We start from the raw sequence: 22,107 nt of genomic DNA, 5'->3' as shown, positions 1-22,107 counted from the left end.
GTTGATGGTCGTGGTGCTCACAGGCGCACGCACACGTTCGTCGGCTCGGTGTAGAAGTGCAGCGACGATTCGCCGCCTTCTCGCCCGATCCCGGACAGCCCGACACCGCCGAACGGCGACCGCAGGTCGCGCAGGTACCAGGTGTTGACCCACGACAGACCCACGTTCATCCGGCCTGCAACCCGGTGCCCACGCCGCAGGTCGTTCGTCCACACGGCGGACGCGAGTCCGTACTCGGTGTCGTTCGCGAGAGCGATCGCCTCGTCCTCGGTGTCGAAGGGAACAAGGCCCGCGACGGGACCGAAGATCTCCTCGCGCATCGTCCGGTCGACGTTGGTCAGGCCGGTCCACAAGGTCGGCTGCATCCAGAATCCGCCATCGAGTTCCGTTCCGAGCGTGGGCGCTCCGCCGCCGACCAGCACGTCGGCCCCCTCCGAGACCGCAAGGTCGAGGCAGGCCTGCACCTTGTCTCGGTGCTTCGCCGAGATCAGTGGGCCGGTCGTGGTTCCGGGGTCGGTCGGGACACCGAGGGTCAACGCGTTCGCTGCGTCCACCAGACCCGCGACGACATCGTCGAAGACGTTCTTCTGGATGTAGACCCGCTCGGTGCAGAGGCACACCTGTCCGGTGTTGGTGAATATCGACCGGCTCAGACCGTTCACCGCCTCGTCGACGTCGACGTCGTCGAAGACGATCGCCGCGTTCTTTCCGCCGAGTTCCAACGAGACCGGCCGAACCCGCGGTGCCACGGTCTTCATGACGTGCGATCCGGTCGCCGACGAACCGGTGAACGTGACGCCGTCGATCTTCGGGTGCGACGTGAGGAACTCGCCTGCCGAGCCGGCGCCGAACCCGTGGACCACGTTGTACACACCGCGTGGCAAGCCCGCCTGTTCGAGGACTTCGGCGAGCAACGACGCGCTGCCCGGCGTGTCCTCACTCGGTTTCACCACTACCGCATTGCCGCACGCCAATGCGGGTGCGACCTTCCACGTCAGCAGGAGGAGCGGAAGGTTCCACGGCACGATCACGGCGACCACGCCGAGAGGTTTCCGGACCGTGTAGTTGAGCGCCCTTCCACCGTCTGCAGTCTCCGTGGTGAACGACTGCTCTCCCGCTGCGGCGACCATGTCGGCGAACGCACGGAAGTTCGCGGGTGCACGTGCGACGTCGAGCGACCGTGCTTGGGTGATCGGCTTCCCGGTGTCGGCGAGCTCGGCCGCGATGAACTCGTCGAACCGTTCCTCGATCAAGTCTGCGGCGCGGCGGAGAATCCCGACGCGGTCGGCGACGGGTCGATCGGCCCATCCGTCGTCGAGGGCCCGTCGGGCCGAGGTCACGGCGCGGTCGACCAGGTCGCGGTCGGCTTCGTGAACACGGGCGTACACGTGCCCGGTCGAGGGATCCACGGCATCGAACGACAGTCCCCAGCCGGGATCGACGAAGGAACCGTCCACATAGTTGCGGATCCACTGTGATGCGTCATCGGTCATGCACCTACTGTGATCCATGTCGCCATGCTGAACAAATGCCTAATCGCGTGAACGTCATACCCTTTTGCGCATACCTTGGCATACCAAAGAGGGCATACCCACGGACATGATCGGCATTGGACACGAATAGCCGACCTGACGGAACCTGGCGGACGCCACCCAGAGAGGACCCAGCTGTGCCGAACCAGACCGCTCACGCGTACGACGCGCAGGCCACTGTCACCCCGGACCGCTTCGGCCGCATCATGGCCGACTATCTCGAACAATCCGCGCGCGCCACTGCCGACCTGCCCGGGTACACCGACGTGGTCTACGACCAGCCCAGCGGTCAGCGCCTCGACGTGTGGGGCGTCGGAGACACCCCACGCCCGACGTTCTTCGTCGTGCACGGCGGATACTGGCGGGCACTTTCCCGACAGCACACCGCTTTCATGGCCGCCCTCCTCGCCGAACGCGGGATCGCCACCGTCGCAATCGACTACGCTCTGGCCCCGGCCACCACGCTGCCGGAGATCGTCCGGCAGGTTCGCGCCGCATACGCGTTCGTCCGCCTTCGAGGTCATGATCTCGGTATCAACACCGAACGGGTGGTCGTCGGCGGAAGCTCAGCCGGCGCGCACCTCGCCGCGATGACGATGGTCGGCGGACGATGGGCGCACGACGCCGGCCTCGACGGGCGCACCGCCACCGAAGGCCTTCTGATCAGCGGGCTCTACGATCTCCGCCCACTCGTAGACGCGCCCGCCAACGCCTGGTTGCACCTCACCGAAGACACCGCTTCGGAGGTGAGCCCCGCCCTCGCACCGCCGCCGAGCCGAGACTCGACCGTTGTCGTCGCACGCGCCGCGAACGAAGCCGCCGGATTCTCCGCCCAGAGCGACGACCTCCACTCACTCTGGTCCCCGTCCCTGACATGCCGGTCGATGACCGTCCCTGATCGTGATCACTTCGATGTGTTCCTCGACCTCGCCGATCCGACGAGTTCACTGTCCGCTTCACTCGCAGCCCTCATCGAATCCACCGACGTTCGAACGGAGAGCTGATCAGATGGACGTCCCGAAACTCCTCGACGGCCGGCTCAAGATCCGGCACCTCGTGTTGATCGACGCGCTCAGCAGACAACGAAGTGTCGTCGGAGCAGCCGCCGAACTTCACATCACTCAGCCGGTCGCAACCCGCAGTCTGCGCGACATCGAGACCGTGCTCGGTGTGGAGCTCTTCGAGCGCGGACCACGCGGCGTGACGCCGACGATCTTCGGCGTCGCCTTCACTGAACACGCACGAGCGATCCTCGCGCAGTTGAACCAGGCGGGCCGACACGTCGTGGAGTTGGCCGACGCCGATCGGGGGACGGTGTCCGTCGGAACGCACCTCGCCGGCTCCAATGTCCTGCTGCCGCAGGCGATCGCCGACCTCAAAGCAGACCGCCCCCTCCTCACCGTGATCGTCCGAGAAGGCTCGCCGGAGGCACTGTCGAGTGAACTCGAAGCCGGCCGGATCGACATGATCGTCGGCAGGCTCACGGCGCCGAGCACGTCGACCCTCACCCGGATCCCGCTGTACGAAGAGAATGTCGAGGTGTTCGCAGGCGCCGGGCATCCGCTCGCTCACACCGACCGCCTATCGCTCGCCGAGTTGTCGAACCTTCCGTGGATCCTCCCCGGTACCGAGACAGCGCTCCGACACGAACTCGAGGAGGCTTTCGCCCGGACGGGTGTGCCGCTGCCCGAAGACCGCGTCGAGGCGACCAGCTTCCTGACCGTCCGGGAACTGCTCCGACGAACCCGGACGATCGCGGTGCTCCCCAGCCTCATCGGCCGGGCCGATTCTCACCTCGTCCGCCTCCCGGTGGATCTGCCGAGCGTGGGCCACAGCGTCGGCCTCACCGTCGTGGCGCATCGGGCGCTCAGCCCCGCGGGCCGAACCCTGTTCGACAGCCTCCGCCACGTGGCCGAGCAGCGGCTCTCCGGCGAGAGCGCAGCCGAGGTCTGACCTGCCCCGAGGCGGTTGTGCCGCGAGCACAAACGCGCCCGAAAACTCTGGCCTCGCAGGCCGTATCAAGTCACATCCTCCATCCATAGTGTCAGTGGTCACAGCAATGAAAGGACTTGCTCCCTTGACCACCAACGGATACTTCGCATGGAACCTCGCCGACCGCGGCGAGCGCCCCTGCGTCCGCGACGACCACACCGAGTTGTCATACCGGCAGTTCGCCGACCGCGTGGATGCCGCGGCACAGCATCTCCAGAAGATCGGGGTGACACGGGGCGACGTCGTCGGCACGTTCCTTCCCAATCGCGTCGACCTCGTGGTCGCGCTCATGGCCGCATGGCGCCTCGGTGCGACGGCGACCCCTGTGAACCCGAACTTCACCGCAACCGAAGCCGAGTATCAGCTCGACGACGCCGGCGTGCGAGTTGTCGTCGGACGAACCCCGGGCGGCCCGGCGACGGGACGGGTCGAACTCGATCCGGACGACCTGAACATCACTCCCGATCGGACGTGGATCGCACCGAGCGAACCCGCACCCACCGACGTCGCGCTGATCATCTACACGTCAGGGTCTACCGGGTCACCGAAGGGCGTCGAGCAGACCCACGCGAACGCGTTGTACATGGCCACGGCGATCTCCGACCATCTCCGCCTCGACGCGGACGACCACGCCCTGCTGATCCTCCCGCTGTTCCACTCGAACGCCCTGTACGCCAGCTTTCTGCCGATGATGCTTGTCGGCGGGCAGCTCAGCATCACCGGATCGTTCTCCGTCCGCCGCTTTTTCACCGACGTCGCCACCCTCCGCCCCACCTACTTCTCGGCGGTGCCGACCATCTATGCCCTGCTGACGTCGTCGCCCGACATCGACGACGCCGACGTCAGCAGTCTCCACTTCGCGATCTGCGGCGCAGCCCCGATCTCGAAGGAACTGCTCGACGCCTCCGAATCGAAACTCGGCGTGACCATCGTCGAAGGCTACGGACTGACCGAGAGCACGTGTGTCGCCACCTGCAATCCCCGTTTCGGCGTGCGCAAACTCGGAACCGTCGGAGTCGCCCTGCACGGTCAGGTCGTCGAGGTCGTCGACCCGCAGGGCGACGTGGTGCCGACGGGCGAACGCGGAGAAGTCGTGATCTCCGGACCCAATGTGATGCGTGCCTACCTCGAGCGGCCCGACGCCACGGCCGCCACGATCGTGAACGGGCGCCTGCACACCGGCGACATCGGGGTGCTCGACACCGACGGCTACCTGTCCATCGTCGACCGCATCAAGGACATGATCATCCGCGGCGGCGAGAACGTGTACCCCAAGGAGATCGAGGCGGCGATCGCCACTCACCCGAGCGTGCTCGAGAGCGCCGTGGTCGGAGGCCCCGACTCAGTCCTCGGCGAAGTGCCCGTCGCCTTCGTCGTCACGTACCCGAATGCCCTGCTCGACAGCGACGAGCTCGCCGAGCATCTACGCGCCGTCCTCACGAAGGCCAAGCGCCCCACCGAGATCCACATCGTCGACGCCCTCCCCCGCAACCCTGTGGGAAAGGTCGACAAACCGTCGCTCCGGCAGCAGACCCGCACTGCCGTCGACGCCTGACACCACCCACCCACTGAGATCGGACAGCACCATGGGACTGCTCAAGCCCAACTTTCCCCCCGTCGACCCGGAGACGTTCCTCGACCGACCGTTCATGGACCGACTCCGGGTCCTCGGCGCCCACTGGGCCGAGTACGGATTCGGCACACCGAAGATCCTCAACATCATCTACCTGGTGAAGGTCGCCGTGCTGCACATCGCGCTAGGCGTCACCATCGCCACGACGACCTCGGGTCTCGGGGTCTTCGACATCACGACCTGGTGGAATCAGCCCATCGTCTACCAGAAGCTCGTCCTGTGGACGATGCTCCTGGAGATCCTTGGACTCGGTGGATCCTGGGGACCGCTCGCAGGCCACTTCAAGCCGATGACAGGCGGGTTCCACTTCTGGCTCAAGCCCGACACCCTCAGGATGGCGCCGTGGCCGGACAAGGTCCCGTTCACCGGAGGTGACCGGCGAACCCTCTTCGACGTCACGCTGTACGCGGCGATCCTGATCAACATGATCGTGGCGCTCGTCGTGCCCGCCGTCGACAACACGACCCTCGAAGCGCTCCGTCCCGGCTCGGCGGGGCTGGTGAACCCCGCCGCCCTCTACTCGCTGATCGCGCTGGTCGTCGTCATGGGATTGCGTGACAAGGTCGTCTTCCTCGGAGGTCGGAGCGAGCAGTATCTGCCCGCAGTCGTCTTCTTCGCCGTGATGCCGTTCATCGACATGATCGTCGCGTTGAAACTGCTCATCGTGATCGTGTGGGTCGGCGCCGGAGTGTCCAAGCTGGGGCATCACTTCTCGATGGTTATTCCTCCGATGCTGTCGAACACACCGTGGCTGCCGTTCAAGGGGGTCAAGCGCGCCCATTACCGCCGATTCCCCGACGACATGCGGCCGTCAGTCCTGGCAGGCGGAGTCGGCCACGTGCTCGGCACCGTCGTCGAGATCATCACTCCGCTCGTCCTGCTGTTCTCGACGAACCGAACCCTCACTTTGTGCGCTGTCGTTCTGATGGTCGCCTTCCACCTGTTCATCTTCTCGACGTTCCCACTGGCCGTGCCGTTGGAGTGGAACATCTTGTTCGCCTACGCAGCGGTGTTCCTCTTCTGGGGTTTCCCCGCGTGGGACGGCTTCGGCGTGGCCGACGCGACTACGCCGTGGGCGATCGTCCTCGCCGTCGCAGTGATGCTGTTCTTCCCGATCCTGGGCAATCTTCGACCCGATCTCGTGTCGTTCCTCCCGAGCATGCGGCAGTATGCAGGCAACTGGGCATCGGCCACGTGGGCCTTCGCGCCCGGCGCCGAGGAGAAGCTGGAGGAGTTCGTGGTCCGTGGAGCACAGAACACGCGCACACAGTTGCTCGGCAGCTACCCGCCCGATGTGGCCGACGTAGTGATGCACCAGCTCATGGGCTGGCGTTCACTGCACAGTCAGGGGCGCGCGCTCTTCTCCCTGATGCAGCGCGAACTCGGCGACGACATCAACACCTACACGCTGCGCGAGGCCGAGTTCTCGTGCAACTCGATCCTCGGCTTCAACTTCGGCGACGGTCACTTCCACAACAAGCACCTGATCGACGCTCTGCAACGCCGGTGCGACTTCGCGCCGGGAGAGTTCATCGTGGCCTGGATCGAATCTCAGCCGATCCACAAGGGCACGCAGGAGTACCAGATCATCGACGCCGCACTCGGCGTGGTGGAGCGAGGCACGTACCGGGTGAAGGACGCGATCAACACGCAGCCGTGGCTGCCCGACGGTCCGATCCCGTTCGACGTCCACTCCCGTGCGAACGTCGCCCCGCTGGCAGGCACTCGATACGCACAGGCGAGCGCTTCGACAGCGACCGGAACCGCATCGCCGGCCACAGACGAGATGGCGAGTCGATGACCAACGCGGTGATCGTCGGCGGCGGGCCCAACGGGCTCGCCGCCGGTCTCCACCTCGCTCGCAACGGTGTGGACGTCCACGTGATCGAAGCGAACGACGACATCGGAGGTGGAGCTCGCTCCGCGGAGTACACGCTCCCGGGTGTCATCCATGACGTGTGTTCGGCGTTCCACCCGATGGGCGTCGGGTCTCCGTTCTGGAAGGAGGTCGACCTCGAATCGTACGGTCTGCGTTGGCGGTGGCCGGAGATCGACTGCGCGCACCCACTCGACAGCGGGTCCACCGCGCTGCTTCACCAGTCCATCGACGCGACGGCAGACGGTCTGGGTGTCGACGGTCGGCGCTGGAAGGTGGTTTTCGGGGACATCACACGAAACTTCGACGATCTCGGCCATGACCTTCTCCGCCCCATCGCCAACGTCCCCGCGCACCCGATCAAGTTGGGTCTGTTCGGTCCTCGCGCTGTCCTTCCGGCCAGTGTGCTGGCCCGCGTGTTCCGCACTCCGGAGGCTCGTGCGCTGTTCGGTGGCATCGCCGCGCACGTGTACACCAGACTCGACCGGCCCCTCACCGCATCACTCGGCCTGATGATCGGGGCCAGTGGACACCGCTACGGATGGCCCGTCGCCGAAGGAGGGTCGGGGTCGATCACCAAGGCCGCCGCGGCTGCGCTCACCGACGCCGGCGGGTCGATCACGACCGGCACCCCCGTCACATCGCGCTCAGACATCCCGTCCGCGGACATCGTGCTCCTCGACCTGTCTCCGGCGCAGGTCGTCGCCCTGTACGGCGACACGATGCCCACCGGGATCCGTCGACGCTACGAGAAGTATTCGATGGGCTCGTCCGCGTTCAAAGTCGACTTCGCCGTCCGCGGAGACATCCCGTGGACCGACCCGGACTGCGGGCGCGCGGGCACTGTCCACGTGGGCGGAGACTTCGCGGAGATTCGGGAATCCGAGCGCCTGCGGGCCACCGGGGTGATGCCGGATCGCCCGTTTGTTCTGGTGGGCCAGCAATATCTCGCCGACCCGTCCCGCAGCAACGGCGGCGTGAATCCGATCTGGGCGTACGCGCACGTCCCGTTCGGCTACACCGGCGACGCCACGGACGCGGTGATCGCCCAGATCGAACGCTTCGCACCTGGGTTCCGCGACATCGTCGTCGCGACGCATGTCACATCCGTCGCAGGCATGGCGGAGAAGAACCGGAACTACGTCGGCGGTGACATTCTCGGTGGTTCGAATGCGGGCCTGCAGATGCTGCTGCGGCCGCGGCCGGCAGTCGATCCCTACCGGACCGGCGTCGACGGCGTGTACATCTGCTCGCAGTCCGCACCTCCCGGTGCTGGAATCCACGGACTGTGCGGATACAACGCTGCGGAATCGGCCCTGCGTGGACTTGGTCGGCGGCGCCCGTGATGGATTCCGTGCAACTCACCTCCCACACCCACGTCATCGCCCGGAGACTCCGCGACGACGAGGTCGCGGCAACGGCGTCGGTGACCGGTGAGATCCTCGAACGCATCGAAGGTCTCGGCGAGGACGCTGTGCTCGCTGAGATGCTCGACGCCAGCGTTCATGGAAACGTCACGACGATCATCCACGTGCTCGCCAACGACATCGCGATCAGCCGACTGCAGCCGACCACCGCGGCCGTCGAGTTCGCGCGACGACTGGCCCAGCGCGACGTGCCGTCGAACTCGCTGGTCCGTGCCTATCACGTCGGACAGAGTGTGCTGCTCCGGGACGTGTACTCGAAGGTCGACGAGCTGTCGTTGAGTACAACGGATTCGATGCAGGTGGTGCGGCACATCTCCGACACCGTGTACGAGTACATCGACTGGATAACCAAGTACGTGTTCGAGGCGTACGAGGACGAACGCCGCCGGTGGATGGGTGTGGAGAGCAACGTCCTGACCTCGGCGATCCATGCCCTCCTCGACTCCCCCGCTGCCGATCCGGGTCATCTCGAACGGGACAGCGGCTATCGCCTCGACCAGCGTCACGCGGCGATGATCGTGTGGTCGACCGACGAGGAATGCAGCGTCCGCGATCTCGACCGCGCCGTACGGACACTCGCCGGCCGGTTACGGGCCGAGGGGGATCCGCTGATCACTGCGATCGACCGCAGGACCGTCTGGGTATGGGTGCCTCTCGGCAGGCGTCCGGACCGGACCATCGACGTCGAGACCGTCACGTCCGCCCTCGACCACGACAGTCCGATCGCCGTCGCCGTCGGCTTCGCCGGAGACGGAGTCACCGGTTTTCGGCGGAGCCACCAGCAGGCGAAGGCTGCGTTCAGCGTCGCTACGTCAGGCGCCGTCGACGACCATCGGCGACAGGGCAGCCGGGTGGTCGGGTACGGAGACCGCGGGCTCGGTCTGGTCGCACTTCTCGCCCGAGATCTCGACTCGACCAAGCAGTGGGTCCATGACGTCCTCGGTCCTCTCGCCGCGCCCGGCGAGACCTCCTCGATCCTCCGCGAGACGCTCAACGCGTATTTCGAGACCGGCGACAGCCACCTCCGCGCCGCCGAGCGTCTCAACGTCCACCGCAACACGGTCAAGTACCGCGTGACCAAGGCGCTCTCCGAAGCGCCCGGTGCTGATCGTCTCGACATCGCAGCCGCCTTGGTCGTCTGCAGTCTCCTCGGTTCGGCCGTCGTCGGCGACGACGCCTCCTGAACAGTTCCCATCAAACCGGTCCGACGAAAGGATCGAACATGTCCACTTCACTTGTCACCGTCCCTGGCCCTTCCGCATTCGAGGGTCGCACCGTGGTGATGTCCGGCGGGAGCCGCGGCATCGGCCTCGCCATCGCGATCGAACTCGGACGACGCGGCGCGAACATCGTCATGCTCGCCAAGACGGACAGCCCCGACCCTCGCCTGGACGGCACCATTCACACCGCAGTGGACGCAGTTCGAGCCACCGGGGCTCACGCAGTCGGAGTGATCGGCGATCTGCGTAGCGATTCCGACATCGCCCGATTGGTCCGCACCGCTGTCGAGGAGTTCGGCGGCGTCGACATCTGCGTGAACAACGCCAGCGCGCTCGCTCCGACGGCGACCGCCGACTTGCCGATGAAGAAGTACGACCTGGTTCAGCAGGTCAACGCCCGCGGTACGTTCGCCCTCACACAGGCGTGCCTGCCTCACCTCCGCCGGTCCGACCACGCACGCGTGGTGACATTGTCTCCACCGATAAACCTCAACCCCGACTGGCTCGGGAGATTCCCCGGATACATGGTCTCGAAGTATGGGATGACTCTGGCGACACTGGGTTTCGCCGCCGAGTGGCGCGATGACGGAATCGCATGCAACTGCTTGTGGCCCGAGACGACGATCGCGACCGCCGCCGTGCGGAACCTTCTCGGCGGCGACGAGACGGTCGCGCATTCACGGAGTCCACAGATCATGGGCGATGCGGCCGCAGTCCTCGTCGCCGCGTCGGCCGACGTCACCGGTCGGTGCTTCATCGACGCCGATCTGGTCCGCGACGCCGGCGTCGCCGATCTCAGTCCGTACGGTGGCGCGGAACCGCTGGAGTACGACTTCTTCCTCGACCCTCCGGCGGCAGAGGAATAGCGAGATGCCCCAGAGGTCACGCGGTGGTCGTGTTCGTCCACCACCACGGCGTGACTTCTGCGGCGTCCCGCGGTTCCGGTCAGCCCGAGACTGCCGCCGTCTCAATTACTGCGACATCCAACGCGGCCCGAGCCGTCTGCTTGCCGCTGTAGATGTCGATTGCGGTCAGCGTTCGCGCCTTCGGATCACTCACGTACGCCGTCCCCCCGACGACGTCGATCGACGGCATCGGTTCCTGCCATTCGACGGGTTCGGTCCAGGGGTCGATCACCTGGTGCCGCGCCGTCTGTCGTCCGGTCTCGGGGTCGAACACGTAGACCGCCCCGTCGGTTCCGAGGATCATCGCCTGACCATCCTGACCGCGCGCGAGAGACCGGAAGCTGTAGCTCGTGGGAAGGTCGACGATCCGGAGAGATCCCGTGCGAGTGTCGGTCAGTGAGAACCTGCGCGGCCGTTCGATCTCGTCGTCGGCCAGCTGATCCGAAGGCCGAGTCTTGTAGTCGCCCAACACGATCGGCGACTCGTCCGAACCCGCTTGATTGCCGATCCGGCCGTAGGCGTCCGGTGATGCGACCTTGGTGATCGAGTTGCCACGAACGACCAGGATCCCGTTCTGGCATCCGAACGTCAGCACGCCGCCGGACGCGGCGGCCTCACCATGCACCCCCGGGCAGTCGGCTGACGCAGCCGACTCCTTCTGCACGGCGTCCACAATCCGAATGCCCGATCGAGATTCCTCGTCACCGTCGGTCACGACCAGCGAGCCGTCGCCCCGCGACACCGCGACTCCGTGATGCGCGTGCGGGGTGCGGTAGTCGGCCACGTCCGGGGCCTTGTCGCCGAGCGCGGACTGATCGATGGTCTTCACCTCGCCCGTCCCGTCGAAGAACAGTGTGAGGCGGTTGTCGTGGGCCACCGCGTGGCCGGGCTCCGAGCCGTCGAACCTCGCCCCGGTGAAGCGTGGTTCGGAGACTTTGAAGTGCGCGTGGTCGCCATGCTCCTCACGCCACGTACCCGAATCGAGCACCTCGAAGCCGGCGTCGGTCGTGACGATCACGTGCCGGTCGTCACCTGCCGGGTTGAGTCGAAGGAATCCGTCCTTCTGCAGGTCGGCGACTTGCTCGAGAGTCTTTCCGTCGAGGACGCGAAGTCCCCCGTCATACGACACAACGACTCGCGGTGTGGCGCGAGCACGCTCAGTGACGCTCGGTGACGACGACGTCTCGTCGTCGGCGGAGCCACACGCAGTGAGGGTCGCCGCCAATGCCACCAGCACGGCGGAGGTCCGGAGAGAGAGTGATTTCTGCATGCCGGACAGTCAACACTTTAATGACAATTATTGTCAACAACGCATGAGTCAGTGATGAAACGGAGTCGTCTCGGCCGCGTGGGGAATCGGCCCGTCCAACCGGTCGAGGTACGCCACCTCTGCGCGCAGATCATCGAGCAACGCCGAAGCGAGATCACGACTGAATCCGTTGCGGACCACGATCCGTTGGACGACGACGTCCGTCAGATCGTCGGGAAGCGGATACGCCGGAACCAGCCAGCCCTTCATGCGCAGACGATCGGAGAGGTCGTACAACGTCCAGTTGGTGGTGTGCCCGTCGCGCAGTCTCCACGCGAACACCGGGATGTCGGTGCCGTCGCTCCACAGCTCGAAAGAGTCCATCTGTCCGATCGCCTCCGACAGATACGCTGCGACGTCGAGTGATGTCTGCTGGACCTCGCGGTAACCGTCGAATCCGAGGCGCAGGAACAGGTAGTACTGCAGCAGCACCTGAGCACCCGGTCGAGAGAAATTGAGCGCAAATGTCGGCATGTCGCCGCCGAGATAGCTGACGCGGAAGATCAGGTCTTCGGGCAGTGCCTCGAGGTCTCGCCAGACGATCCACCCGACTCCCGGGTACACGAGCCCGTACTTGTGGCCGGAGGTGTTGATCGACGCGACACGCTCGATCCCGAAGTCCCACACCAGGTCTGGTCGGCAGAATGGAGCCACCATCGCGCCGGACGCGCCGTCGACGTGGATCGGCACGTCGTGCTCGGTGTCGTGTGCGATGACGTCGAGCGCCGCGGCGATCTCCTGGACCGGTTCGTACGAACCGGTGTACGTGACTCCCATGATCGCGACCACCCCGATGGTGTTCTCGTCGACGTACGACTGCAGGTCGTGCCCGTCGAGGAGGCGATGATCGTCCGATACTGGAACGTACCGCGGCTCCACTTCGAAGTAGTTGCAGAACTTCTCCCAGCAGACCTGGACAGCACTCGACAGGATCAGGTTCGGCTTGTCCGTGGAGAGCCCGGCCTCTCGGCGTGCATGCTGCCATCGACGCTTGAGCGCGAGACCTCCAAGCATGCAGGCCTCCGACGAGCCGATCGTGGACGTGCCGATCGCGCGTGCCGGATCGGGCGCGTTCCAGAGGTCGGCGAGCATCGACACACACCGGTTCTCGATCTCGGCGGTCTGCGGGTACTCGTCCTTGTCGATCATGTTCTTGTCGGCCGACTCGACGTACAGGCGGTTGGCGTGATCGTCCATCCAGGTGCCGACAAAGGTCGCGAGGTTGAGTCGCGCGTTGCCGTCGAGCATCGCTTCGTCGTGAACGAGCCGGTACGCGGTCTCCGCAGCCATCGAGGCGTCGGGCAACCGATTCTTCGGAACTTCGACGTCCTCGCCCGGAGCGACGGTGGCTGGATTCGGCCGCACTGTGTCGCGAATGCCCACAGCTCTGCCTCGAAACCCTCGTGCACGATCGGAACCAGTCATCACTTCACCTCTCGTCAGCAGTCGACAGTCGCCACCATTCTCACTGCTGCGTGACGGATGCGCCATCGTCGACGGGCGAATCGGGGCGGGAGTCGACGAGCGACGCCCCCGACAGGAGCGACGGCAGTCCCTTCCCGTGCCTGCTGAACACCAGGAGGATCAGGGCGATGGCCGCGAACCCCCAGGCCGCTGCGTCATACGGGTCCGGCAGCAACGTCAAGGCGTAGTACATGCCGATGCTCGAGCAGAACCTGACGACTCGAAGGAGTGCCACGGGGAGCGGGCCTCCCCGGTATTCGAGTTCCACGCACAGGTCCCCGATCGATCGCCCGGTCCCCGCGATGACCATGAGCCACACGACCGCGGGCACCGCTCCGCCGACGACCGCTGCGAGTTCTCCGGACAGAACCGCGGCCCGATCGTCGACGACGTACTCGAGCCAGAGTTGCACGCTCACCGATACGAGAGCCGACAGCATCGCGGCCGCGAGGACGTCGCACCAGACTCCGACGATGCGACGAGACTTGCTGACGGGCGACGCGACATCGCTTCCTGGACGCTTGGACATGCCACGCATGCGTCGTGGCACGACCAGCGCCATGATCGAGCCGAGAACCGCACCGGCGGTGTTCGTGACCAGATCGTCGACATCGAACACCCGGTACGCGCAGTCGTAGATCCACCACATTCCGGTGACCTGGGTGGTCTCCACAAACAGTGAGACTCCGGCGCCTGTGATCAGGGCAGTCGGCAGGCCTCGTCCACCGAGGACTCGGATGAACACACCGAGCGGGACGAAGAGCAGAACGTTGAGCGCCAACTGCAGCGTCGCCGGATCGGTGAAGGGGCGTCCGCGGTCGCGGGCGCCCTCGACGTCGCGCACCGCCTGCCACAGGTCGGTGTTCGTTCCCACGCACACCAGGTGGTCCGGGTCCGGCAGAGGGAAGAGCGTGTACGTCCATATCGCACAGAAGTAGATGAGGGCCGCGATCCACAACAGCGACCGACCAAAGGTCAGACCACCTCGCCGTCGATAGCTCAGGGCCACGAACGGAACGAACAGCAGCATGCCGATCGCCACGCCCGCACCTATGGCCAGGCCGCCCGAAAGAACTTCATTTCCCACGGCCCCAACAGTATTCGGCCCCGGAATGCACTGAACCCCGGGACCGTGAGGTCCCGGGGTTCAGTGAGATCTAGCTACGCGATCAGGCGTTGCCCGACAGACGCTCGCGGAGAGCGGCGAGCTGCTCATCGCTGGCCAGCGAACCACCGGTCGACGCTGCACCGGTCGACGAAGCCGACTCGGAGGTGGTCGACGATGCCGACGACGACGAGTAGTCGGTCGGAGCGTTCTCTGCCTCGGCGGCTGCAGCGGCGAACTTCTCCATCTGCGTGGTGTGCATCTTGTGGCGACGCTCGGCCTCGGCGTACCGGGCCTCCCATGCCTCACGCTGCTTGTCGAAGCCTTCGAGCCATTCGTTGGTCTCGGCGTCGAAGCCCTCGGGGAAGATGTAGTTGCCCTGGTCGTCGTAGCTGTCGGCCATGCCGTACTTCGACGGGTCGAACTCTTCCGCGTAGTCCTCGTTGGCCTGCTTCAGCGACAGCGAGATGCGACGACGATCGAGATCGATGTCGATGACCTTGACCATCGCGTCGTCGCCGACGGAGACGACCTGGTCCGGGACCTCGACGTGGCGCTCGGCCAGCTCCGAGATGTGGACGAGGCCTTCGATGCCCTCTTCGACGCGCACGAATGCACCGAACGGAACCAGCTTGGTGACCTTGCCCGGGACGATCTGGCCGATCGCGTGGGTGCGGGCGAACTGACGCCACGGATCTTCCTGCGTCGCCTTGAGCGACAGCGACACGCGCTCGCGGTCCATGTCGACGTCGAGGACCTCGACAGTGACCTCGTCGCCCACGGTGACGACCTCGGACGGGTGGTCGATGTGCTTCCACGACAGCTCGGAGACGTGCACCAGGCCGTCGACGCCGCCGAGATCGACGAATGCGCCGAAGTTGACGATCGAGGACACGACGCCCTTGCGGACCTGGCCCTTCTGCAGCTGGTTGAGGAACTCGCTGCGGACCTCGGACTGAGTCTGCTCGAGCCATGCACGGCGCGACAGGACCACGTTGTTGCGGTTCTTGTCGAGCTCGATGATCTTGGCCTCGACCTCCTTGCCGATGTACGGCTGGAGGTCGCGGACGCGACGCATCTCGACGAGCGATGCGGGCAGGAAGCCGCGCAGACCGATGTCGAGGATCAGGCCGCCCTTGACGACCTCGATGACGGTGCCCTTGACGGCCTCGTCCTTCTCCTTGAGCTCCTCGATCGTGCCCCAAGCGCGCTCGTACTGTGCGCGCTTCTTCGACAGGATGAGGCGGCCTTCCTTGTCCTCCTTGGTGAGGACAAGCGCTTCGACCTCGTCACCGACGGTGACGACTTCGCTCGGGTCGACGTCGTGCTTGATCGACAGCTCGCGCGACGGGATGACACCCTCGGTCTTGTAGCCGATGTCAAGCAGAACCTCGTCGCGATCGACCTTGACGATCGTGCCTTCGACGATGTCGCCATCGTTGAAGTACTTGATCGTGGCGTCGATGGCAGCGAGGAAATCCTCAGCCGAGCCGATATCGTTGACGGCGACCTGCGGCGAGGTGATGGTGGGGGACGACATGTGGTGAGTTGCTCCGGACAGGTAAGTAGTAGGTACGTCGCTCCCGTGCGATCCGTGCAGGCCACAGCGGGTTTGACGATGATTGGACGCGCATGCCGGGCACGCGCGTATACCAGGTTACTACCCGGCGCTGGCCTGCACAAATAGAGCCCCATCGTCTCACGACTGGCTGTCGCCGCGTGCCGAATGACAGGATCGTCATCGTGGCTGCATCCATCGAACTCCTCCTCGACGACACCGCGGACGTCGCGATCCGCGACCGGTGGCGCTCACTGGCCGCCTTAGGGGTCGATCCGGCGATCGGCCGACCTCACTGCACCTTGATCGCCGGCACTCGGATCAGCGGCGCGGACTCCCATCTCGCGACGATCGCCCAGCGCCTTCCGATCCCGGTCCTGATCGGTCCTCCGGTGGCGCTTCCGGCGGGTCCCGGTCTGTTCACCCTCGCTGCGTCTGTGGTTCCGTCGAGCGAACTCCTCTCAGTTCACGCCACCGTTCACCGTCTGTGCGGCGACGCAGTCGACGGCCTCGTCGACCACGTGACACCCGGATCGTGGACGCCGCACATCACACTTGCCCGACGGCTCACCGCCGACCGGGTGGGCTCGGCCCTCACCCTCGACTGGTCCCCGATTCCCGCGCATGCCAACGCGATTCGCCGCTGGGACGGCGACACTTCTTCGGAGATGGTGGTGGCCGGCCGTGCCTGCTGACACTCCTCGCCCGCCGCGTGTGCTCGGCGACGTCGACACCTCGACCAGCCAACGCGCGAACCGTTCGTGGTGGGACGCCGAGGCTGCCGAATACCACGCCGAACACGGCGAGTTCATCGGGAACCGGACGCCGGGAGGAGAGTTCGTGTGGGGCCCGGAGCGTCTCCGGGAGTCGGAGATCCGGCTCCTCGGCGACGTCGCGGACCGCGACGTCCTCGAAGTGGGGTGCGGTTCGGCGCCGTGTGCGCGCTGGCTCTCGGCGCGCGGCGCCCGCGTCGTCGGGCTCGATGTGTCTGCGGGGATGCTCGCGCATGCCGTCGACGCGATGAGACTCGACGAACGCCCGGTGCCCTTGGTTCAGGCCGGGGCCGAACGCCTCCCGTTCGCTGACGAGTCGTTCGACATCGCATGTTCGTCGTTCGGGGCGATTCCGTTCGTCGCCGACTCCGCGCGGGCGATGCGTGAGGTCGCCCGAGTCCTGCGCCCGGGTGGGCGGTGGGTGTTCGCCACGAATCACCCGATGCGGTGGATGTTCCTCGACGATCCCGGACCCGACGGACTGGTGGTCCGCATGTCGTACTTCGACCGGACGCCTTACTCCGAGGCCGACGACGACGGCGTCGTCACCTATGTCGAACACCACCGCACGATGGGCGACCGCATCCGCGAGATCGTCGGCGCAGGCCTCGTCCTGGACGACGTCGTCGAACCGGAGTGGCCCGAGGACCTCGATCAGGAATGGGGACAGTGGTCTCCCCTGCGCGGTTCGTACTTCCCGGGCACCGCGATCTTCGTCTGCCACAAGCCATGACCGCCGAACTCACGTACCGCGATGTCGGGGCCAGTCTGCGGGGCGAGGCACCACCTGGTTTTCACGCCCTCCACCGCGAGACGCTGATCGGCCGGGGCGCCGACACGTTCGCCACCGCCCGTAGGTCGCTTCTGAGCTGGCAGGTCCAGCGGCGTTCCGGGGTACGGGTGCAGACCGCGTCCGACGTCGTGGCCGAAGGTGTAGAAGCCGTGGTCGGCATCGGGGTGGGACCGTTCCGGATCAGCGGGCCGGTCCGTGTGGTCGCCGTGATCGACGAACCGACCCGCGCGGGTTTCGCCTATGGAACACTGCCCGGGCATCCGGAGACCGGCGAGGAGTCGTTCATCGTCGAGGTGGACGACGACGGCGTGGTGCGCTTCGTCCTCACCGGCTTCTCCCGGCCGAGCACGCTCCTCACGAAACTCGGCGCACCGGTCGCGTCACTGGTCCAACGCGCAATCACCGACCGCTACGCCCGCGCGCTGCTCTGACCCGGCCGTCCGCCCGTCGAGCGGAGTCGAGACGCCGACGACGCGCTCAGAGAAGCTTCGACAGGAACGACTGCGTGCGTTCGTGTTTCGGGTTCGAGAGGATCTCGCGGGGATCGCCCTTCTCGACAACCACTCCACCGTCCATGAACACGAGCTGATCGGCGACCTCGCGAGCGAAGCCCATCTCGTGGGTCACGACGAGCATCGTCATTCCGTCGGACGCCAGACCGCGCATCACTTCGAGCACATCGCCGACGAGTTCCGGGTCGAGCGCCGACGTCGGCTCGTCGAACAGCATCAACTTGGGTTCCATCGCGAGCGCGCGGGCGATCGCGACGCGCTGCTGCTGGCCGCCGGAGAGCTGTGCCGGGTAGGCGTCGGCCTTGGCGCGCAGTCCGACCTGGGTGAGCAGGTCGAGCGCTCGCTCGGACGCCTGAGCCTTCGACTGTCCTTTGACCAGAACCGGCGCCTCGATGATGTTCTCCAGGACGGTGCGGTGCGGGAACAGGTTGAAGTGTTGGAACACCATGCCGATGTCTCGGCGCTGGCGGCCTGCTTCCTTCGGGCTCAATTCGTACAGTTTGCCGTCGCGTTCGCGGTAGCCGATGAGCTCACCGTCGACGGTGAGTCGTCCGGCGTTGACCTTCTCAAGGTGGTTGACGCAGCGAAGGAATGTCGACTTGCCCGACCCGGACGGACCGATCAGACAGGCGACCTCCCCGCGCTTCACCTCCAGCGTGACGCCGGTCAGCACGTTGAGCGCGCCGAAGTTCTTGCAGACCTGGTCGGCGACGACCATCGGGGTCTCAGTGGTGGTCACAGACTCAGCCTCCGATGAGGTTGGGGTTGTTGGCGGCGGCGAGGTTCTCCAGCTGCGCGTCAGACAGGTTTCGGGACGAGCCGCGGGCGTAACGCTTTTCGAGGAAATGCTGGCCGACCATCAGAACGCTTGTCACAGCGAGGTACCAGGCCGACGCGACGAGCAGCAGCGGGATCGGCTGGAAGTTGACGCCCGCGATGTCGCCCTGGCGGCCGAACACGTCGAGAGTGAACGGCACCGCCGACACGAGGCTGGTGGTCTTGAGCATGCTGATCAATTCGTTGCCGGTCGGCGGGATGATCACTCGCATCGCCTGCGGCAGCACCGTCCGTCGCATCGTTTGTCCCCACGTCATACCGAGCGCGGTCGACGCCTCCATCTGGCCCTCGCCGACCGACGAGATGCCTGCCCGGACGATCTCGGCCATGTACGCGGCTTCGTTCAGTGCCAGTCCGATTGTCGCGAGTACAAACACATGCTGGAGGCTGAACTCCTGCGCATCCCATTCGACGAACGTCGGGCCGAACGGCACGCCGATGTTGATCGTCGGGTACAGCGAACCGAACAGGCCCCACAGGATCAGCTGGACGTAGACCGGTGTTCCGCGGAAGACCCACAAGTAGATCCACGCGGCCCAGCGGAAGACTCCGTTCGGCGACATGCGCATCACCGCGAGCAGCACGCCGAGAGCCACACCTCCGACCATTGCGAGAATGGTCAGTGCCAGCGTGTACCCGACGCCCGACAGGATCCTGACCTCGAAGAGGTACTTCCCGAACGTGTCCCAGTGATAGTTGTCATTGGTCGCTGCTCCGTAAATGAACAACCCGGCGAGGACGACCACAATCGTGCCCGCGACCCACTGTCCTGGGTGCTTCACCGGTATCGCTTTGATCGGGGCAGGCCTGCCGCTTTCGGCCGTCTGCTTGTCGTCAGTCGTCATGAGTTATTCCTTCGCCCCGTTGATCTCTGCGTGCTCGATCATTCCGGCCTGCACGCCCCAATGCTCGTTGATCGTCCGGTAGTAGCCCTTGTCGATGAGATGCTGCATCGCCTTCTGCACCGCGGCGGCGAGCGGCGAGCCCTTCTTGATCGGAAGTCCGTACGGCGCGGCGTCGTACGCAGGGCCGACCTGGTGCAGTTGGCCGTCGGTCTTCTTGATCGCGTACGCGGTGACGGGTGAATCCGCGGAGAACGCGTCCACCTGGCCGAGGAGCGTGGCATTCACAGCTTGGTCCTGGCTGTCGAACTTCACCTTGATGATCGGATCTTCACCGCGCGCTTCGCACGCCGCGCTCTTGGCCGGCACTTCGTCGGTGTCTTCAACGGTCGTCGCCTGGACACCGACGCGCAGACCGCACGCGTTGTCCGGGTCGATCTCACGTCCCTCTTTGGTGGCCCACTGCACGCCGGCGCTGAAGTAGGTCACGAAGTCGACCTCCTTCTCGCGTTCCAGCGAGTCGGTGAAGGACGACATCCCCATGTGGAAGGTTCCGGCCTGGATGGCGGGAATGATCTTGCCGAAGTCTGCTTCGAAGAACTTCGGCTCCAGCCCGAGGACTTGACTGACAGCCGTGACCAAGTCGACGTCGAAGCCGATGATCCGTCCTTCGCTGTCCTTGAACTCGTTCGGCTGATACGGCACGTTGGTGCCGACCTTCAGCACTCCCCCTGCGCGAATGTCGTCCGGAACGAGCGCCGCGATGTCGGGCTGCTTCGCGATGGTCAGCGAGATCGGCTTGGTGTCGTTGGCCGATTCGTCGACGACACATCCGGTCATCAGCAAGGCCGCACAGGCCAGCACACCTGCCAGACGCACGCGCATGGGCACCTTCTTGTTCTGTCGCATCGGTTGATGAAACTACTTCAATCAGAGACACGAGTATTGCCGATCCGAGTTCTCCGCCACGCCATCGGGTCCGGTCATGCAACCGAATCGTGAGTCTGAGCGTCTAATCCCTGTGCTCAACCAGATTCACAGCACGGCGAGCACGGCAGAACTGAATTCTCCTGTCGACGCCGTTCCTCCCAAGTCTGCGGTCGCCAGACCGTCGGCGAGGACGTGTGCGACGGCGCCATCGATCGAGTCGGCGGCTGACCTGAGTGCGTCGGAGTCCCGACGTTCGCCCTCCCACCGCAGGAGCATCGCGACCGAGAGAATCGTGGCGATCGGGTTGGCGATCCCCTGCCCGGCGATGTCCGGAGCGGCACCGTGCACCGCCTGGGCCATCGCCCGGTCCGTCGAACTGTTCAACGACGCCGCGAGGCCGAGCGACCCCGACAGCTCAGCGGCGAGATCCGACAGGATGTCTCCGAACAGATTCTCCGTGACGACCACATCGAAGTCGGCCGGCCGCCGAACGAGGAGCGCTGCCATGGCGTCGACGTGCTCCGTGTCGACGGTGACGTCCGGGTAGTGCTCGGACACCTGAAGACACACATCTCGGAAGAGTCCCGTCGTCAGACGGAGCACGTTCGCCTTGTGGACGACGGTCACATGCCCACGTCGACGCCGTGCCGCTTCGAACGCCTCCACGGCGATCCGTTCAGTCGCGGACCGCGTGATCAATCCGACGGACAATGCGACGTCGGGAGTCGGCATGAACTCGCCACTCCCGACGGCCATGTTCCGATCGGCGTACAAGCCCTCGCTGTTCTCCCGCACGATCAGCACGTCGATGTCGGGTGCGGTCGCGGGCACTCCGGCGACCGCGCGGGCGGGCCGCAGGTTGGCGAACAGATCGAACTGCTTGCGCATCACAGCACCAGGCGCGGGATGACGGAACGCCGGCGGGTACGCGGCACTGTCATGCGGTCCGACGAGCCACAGCTCGATGCCGGACAGAGCGTCCAACGTCGACTCCGGAACGGGGGCGCCGTGCGATTCAATCGCGGCGGCCCCGAACGGCAGCTCGACGGTCGCCAGCTCGACTCCGTGTGCCTCCAGCGCGCGCCGCGCGACGTCGACGGCCATCGGCACCACTTCCGGTCCTATCCCGTCGCCTTCGAGCACGGCCAACCGGACAGTCTGGCTATCAGTCATCGATCCTCCTCGAGTTCGCACGGAGGCAGGTCCGCGCCGGGCAGTTCCAAGACCGAGTCGTACGCCCTGGTCATCGTGACCCCGTTCAGCGGGGCGTAGGAAGCGTCGTAAAGCACGCACAACTCTTCGGCCGGTAAGGGTTCGACCACCACGAGCATGACCGCTGCAACGGTTCCCACGACGACAACAACGGCACTGAGGAAGCCTGGCACCAGTAGATCTGCCC

The 22,107-nt window shown here is 65.6% G+C and carries 19 protein-coding genes; 10 read left to right on the top strand and 9 right to left on the bottom strand.

Annotation, left to right across the window (positions count from 1 at the left end; genetic code table 11):
• Positions 1 to 17: 17 nt before the first annotated feature.
• Positions 18 to 1,493: a 2-hydroxymuconic semialdehyde dehydrogenase gene (locus tag WFK36_RS06845; protein ID WP_336790824.1), complete on the bottom strand. Its 1,476-nt coding sequence runs from the start codon at positions 1,491 to 1,493 to the stop codon at positions 18 to 20.
• A gap of 176 nt (positions 1,494 to 1,669) precedes the next feature.
• Between WFK36_RS06845 and WFK36_RS06840 the strand changes: the two genes are divergently transcribed.
• From WFK36_RS06840 to WFK36_RS06810, 7 genes are all read left to right on the top strand, one after another.
• Positions 1,670 to 2,536, top strand: coding sequence for an alpha/beta hydrolase (locus WFK36_RS06840; protein ID WP_336790823.1), 867 nt, complete (start codon positions 1,670 to 1,672; stop codon positions 2,534 to 2,536).
• A 4-nt stretch (positions 2,537 to 2,540) separates the two neighbouring features.
• The gene (locus WFK36_RS06835) at positions 2,541 to 3,485 is read left to right on the top strand and encodes a LysR substrate-binding domain-containing protein (protein WP_336790821.1); all 945 of its coding nucleotides are present in this window, start codon (positions 2,541 to 2,543) and stop codon (positions 3,483 to 3,485) included.
• A 124-nt stretch (positions 3,486 to 3,609) separates the two neighbouring features.
• Positions 3,610 to 5,079 (top strand): class I adenylate-forming enzyme family protein, encoded by a 1,470-nt coding sequence (locus WFK36_RS06830; RefSeq protein ID WP_336790819.1) that lies wholly within the window; start codon positions 3,610 to 3,612, stop codon positions 5,077 to 5,079.
• A 31-nt stretch (positions 5,080 to 5,110) separates the two neighbouring features.
• On the top strand, positions 5,111 to 6,958 hold the full coding sequence (locus tag WFK36_RS06825; RefSeq protein ID WP_336790817.1) for a DUF3556 domain-containing protein: 1,848 nt from the start codon (positions 5,111 to 5,113) through the stop codon (positions 6,956 to 6,958).
• The gene (locus WFK36_RS06820) at positions 6,955 to 8,379 is read left to right on the top strand and encodes a phytoene desaturase family protein (protein WP_336790815.1); all 1,425 of its coding nucleotides are present in this window, start codon (positions 6,955 to 6,957) and stop codon (positions 8,377 to 8,379) included. The genes WFK36_RS06825 and WFK36_RS06820 overlap by 4 nt, the downstream gene beginning before the upstream one ends.
• Complete coding sequence (locus WFK36_RS06815; RefSeq protein ID WP_336790813.1) at positions 8,379 to 9,644, top strand: PucR family transcriptional regulator; 1,266 nt, start codon at positions 8,379 to 8,381, stop codon at positions 9,642 to 9,644. The genes WFK36_RS06820 and WFK36_RS06815 overlap by 1 nt, the downstream gene beginning before the upstream one ends.
• A 38-nt stretch (positions 9,645 to 9,682) precedes the next feature.
• Positions 9,683 to 10,546, top strand: coding sequence for an SDR family oxidoreductase (locus tag WFK36_RS06810; RefSeq protein ID WP_336790811.1), 864 nt, complete (start codon positions 9,683 to 9,685; stop codon positions 10,544 to 10,546).
• A 79-nt stretch (positions 10,547 to 10,625) separates the two neighbouring features.
• On the opposite strand, the gene aztD is transcribed toward WFK36_RS06810, so the two are convergent.
• The 4 genes from aztD to rpsA all read right to left on the bottom strand — a co-directional run bounded on the left by aztD (position 10,626) and on the right by rpsA (position 16,003).
• Positions 10,626 to 11,855, bottom strand: coding sequence for a zinc metallochaperone AztD (aztD, locus tag WFK36_RS06805; RefSeq protein WP_336790809.1), 1,230 nt, complete (start codon positions 11,853 to 11,855; stop codon positions 10,626 to 10,628).
• Positions 11,856 to 11,903: 48 nt separating this feature from the next.
• Complete coding sequence (gene gad, locus WFK36_RS06800; protein WP_419717464.1) at positions 11,904 to 13,319, bottom strand: glutamate decarboxylase; 1,416 nt, start codon at positions 13,317 to 13,319, stop codon at positions 11,904 to 11,906.
• A gap of 40 nt (positions 13,320 to 13,359) precedes the next feature.
• A complete protein-coding gene (locus tag WFK36_RS06795; RefSeq protein WP_336790805.1) occupies positions 13,360 to 14,445 on the bottom strand; it encodes a VanZ family protein in 1,086 nt (361 codons plus the stop codon).
• A gap of 82 nt (positions 14,446 to 14,527) precedes the next feature.
• The gene (gene rpsA / locus WFK36_RS06790; protein ID WP_008380036.1) at positions 14,528 to 16,003 is read right to left on the bottom strand and encodes a 30S ribosomal protein S1; all 1,476 of its coding nucleotides are present in this window, start codon (positions 16,001 to 16,003) and stop codon (positions 14,528 to 14,530) included.
• Between the two features lie 203 nt (positions 16,004 to 16,206).
• On the opposite strand from rpsA, the gene WFK36_RS06785 reads away from it, so the two are divergent.
• The 3 genes from WFK36_RS06785 to WFK36_RS06775 are packed head-to-tail and all read left to right on the top strand — an operon-like array spanning position 16,207 to position 18,018.
• Positions 16,207 to 16,716 (top strand): 2'-5' RNA ligase family protein, encoded by a 510-nt coding sequence (locus WFK36_RS06785; protein ID WP_336790803.1) that lies wholly within the window; start codon positions 16,207 to 16,209, stop codon positions 16,714 to 16,716.
• The gene (locus tag WFK36_RS06780; protein ID WP_336790802.1) at positions 16,706 to 17,527 is read left to right on the top strand and encodes a class I SAM-dependent methyltransferase; all 822 of its coding nucleotides are present in this window, start codon (positions 16,706 to 16,708) and stop codon (positions 17,525 to 17,527) included. Before WFK36_RS06785 ends, WFK36_RS06780 begins: the two co-directional genes overlap by 11 nt.
• Positions 17,524 to 18,018 (top strand): DUF1990 family protein, encoded by a 495-nt coding sequence (locus WFK36_RS06775; protein ID WP_336790800.1) that lies wholly within the window; start codon positions 17,524 to 17,526, stop codon positions 18,016 to 18,018. Before WFK36_RS06780 ends, WFK36_RS06775 begins: the two co-directional genes overlap by 4 nt.
• Before the next feature lie 46 nt (positions 18,019 to 18,064).
• On the opposite strand, the gene WFK36_RS06770 is transcribed toward WFK36_RS06775, so the two are convergent.
• The 4 genes from WFK36_RS06770 to WFK36_RS06755 form a co-directional block, all read right to left on the bottom strand.
• Complete coding sequence (locus tag WFK36_RS06770) at positions 18,065 to 18,817, bottom strand: amino acid ABC transporter ATP-binding protein (protein ID WP_040520240.1); 753 nt, start codon at positions 18,815 to 18,817, stop codon at positions 18,065 to 18,067.
• Between the two features lie 25 nt (positions 18,818 to 18,842).
• Positions 18,843 to 19,781, bottom strand: a complete 939-nt coding sequence (locus tag WFK36_RS06765; RefSeq protein ID WP_008380044.1) for an amino acid ABC transporter permease — start codon at positions 19,779 to 19,781, stop codon at positions 18,843 to 18,845.
• Positions 19,782 to 19,784: 3 nt separating this feature from the next.
• Entirely contained in the window at positions 19,785 to 20,687 is a 903-nt protein-coding gene (locus WFK36_RS06760) for an ABC transporter substrate-binding protein (protein WP_008380045.1), read from the bottom strand.
• A 126-nt stretch (positions 20,688 to 20,813) separates the two neighbouring features.
• The gene (locus WFK36_RS06755; RefSeq protein WP_336790796.1) at positions 20,814 to 21,881 is read right to left on the bottom strand and encodes an isocitrate/isopropylmalate dehydrogenase family protein; all 1,068 of its coding nucleotides are present in this window, start codon (positions 21,879 to 21,881) and stop codon (positions 20,814 to 20,816) included.
• Positions 21,882 to 22,107 lie beyond the last annotated feature (226 nt).

Source organism: Gordonia malaquae (assembly GCF_037148075.1).
In the GTDB taxonomy this organism is placed as follows: Bacteria; Actinomycetota; Actinomycetes; order Mycobacteriales; family Mycobacteriaceae; genus Gordonia; species Gordonia malaquae.
The sequence above is the reverse complement of the archived record's forward strand: the minus strand, read 5'-3'. Positions and strand labels throughout refer to the sequence as shown.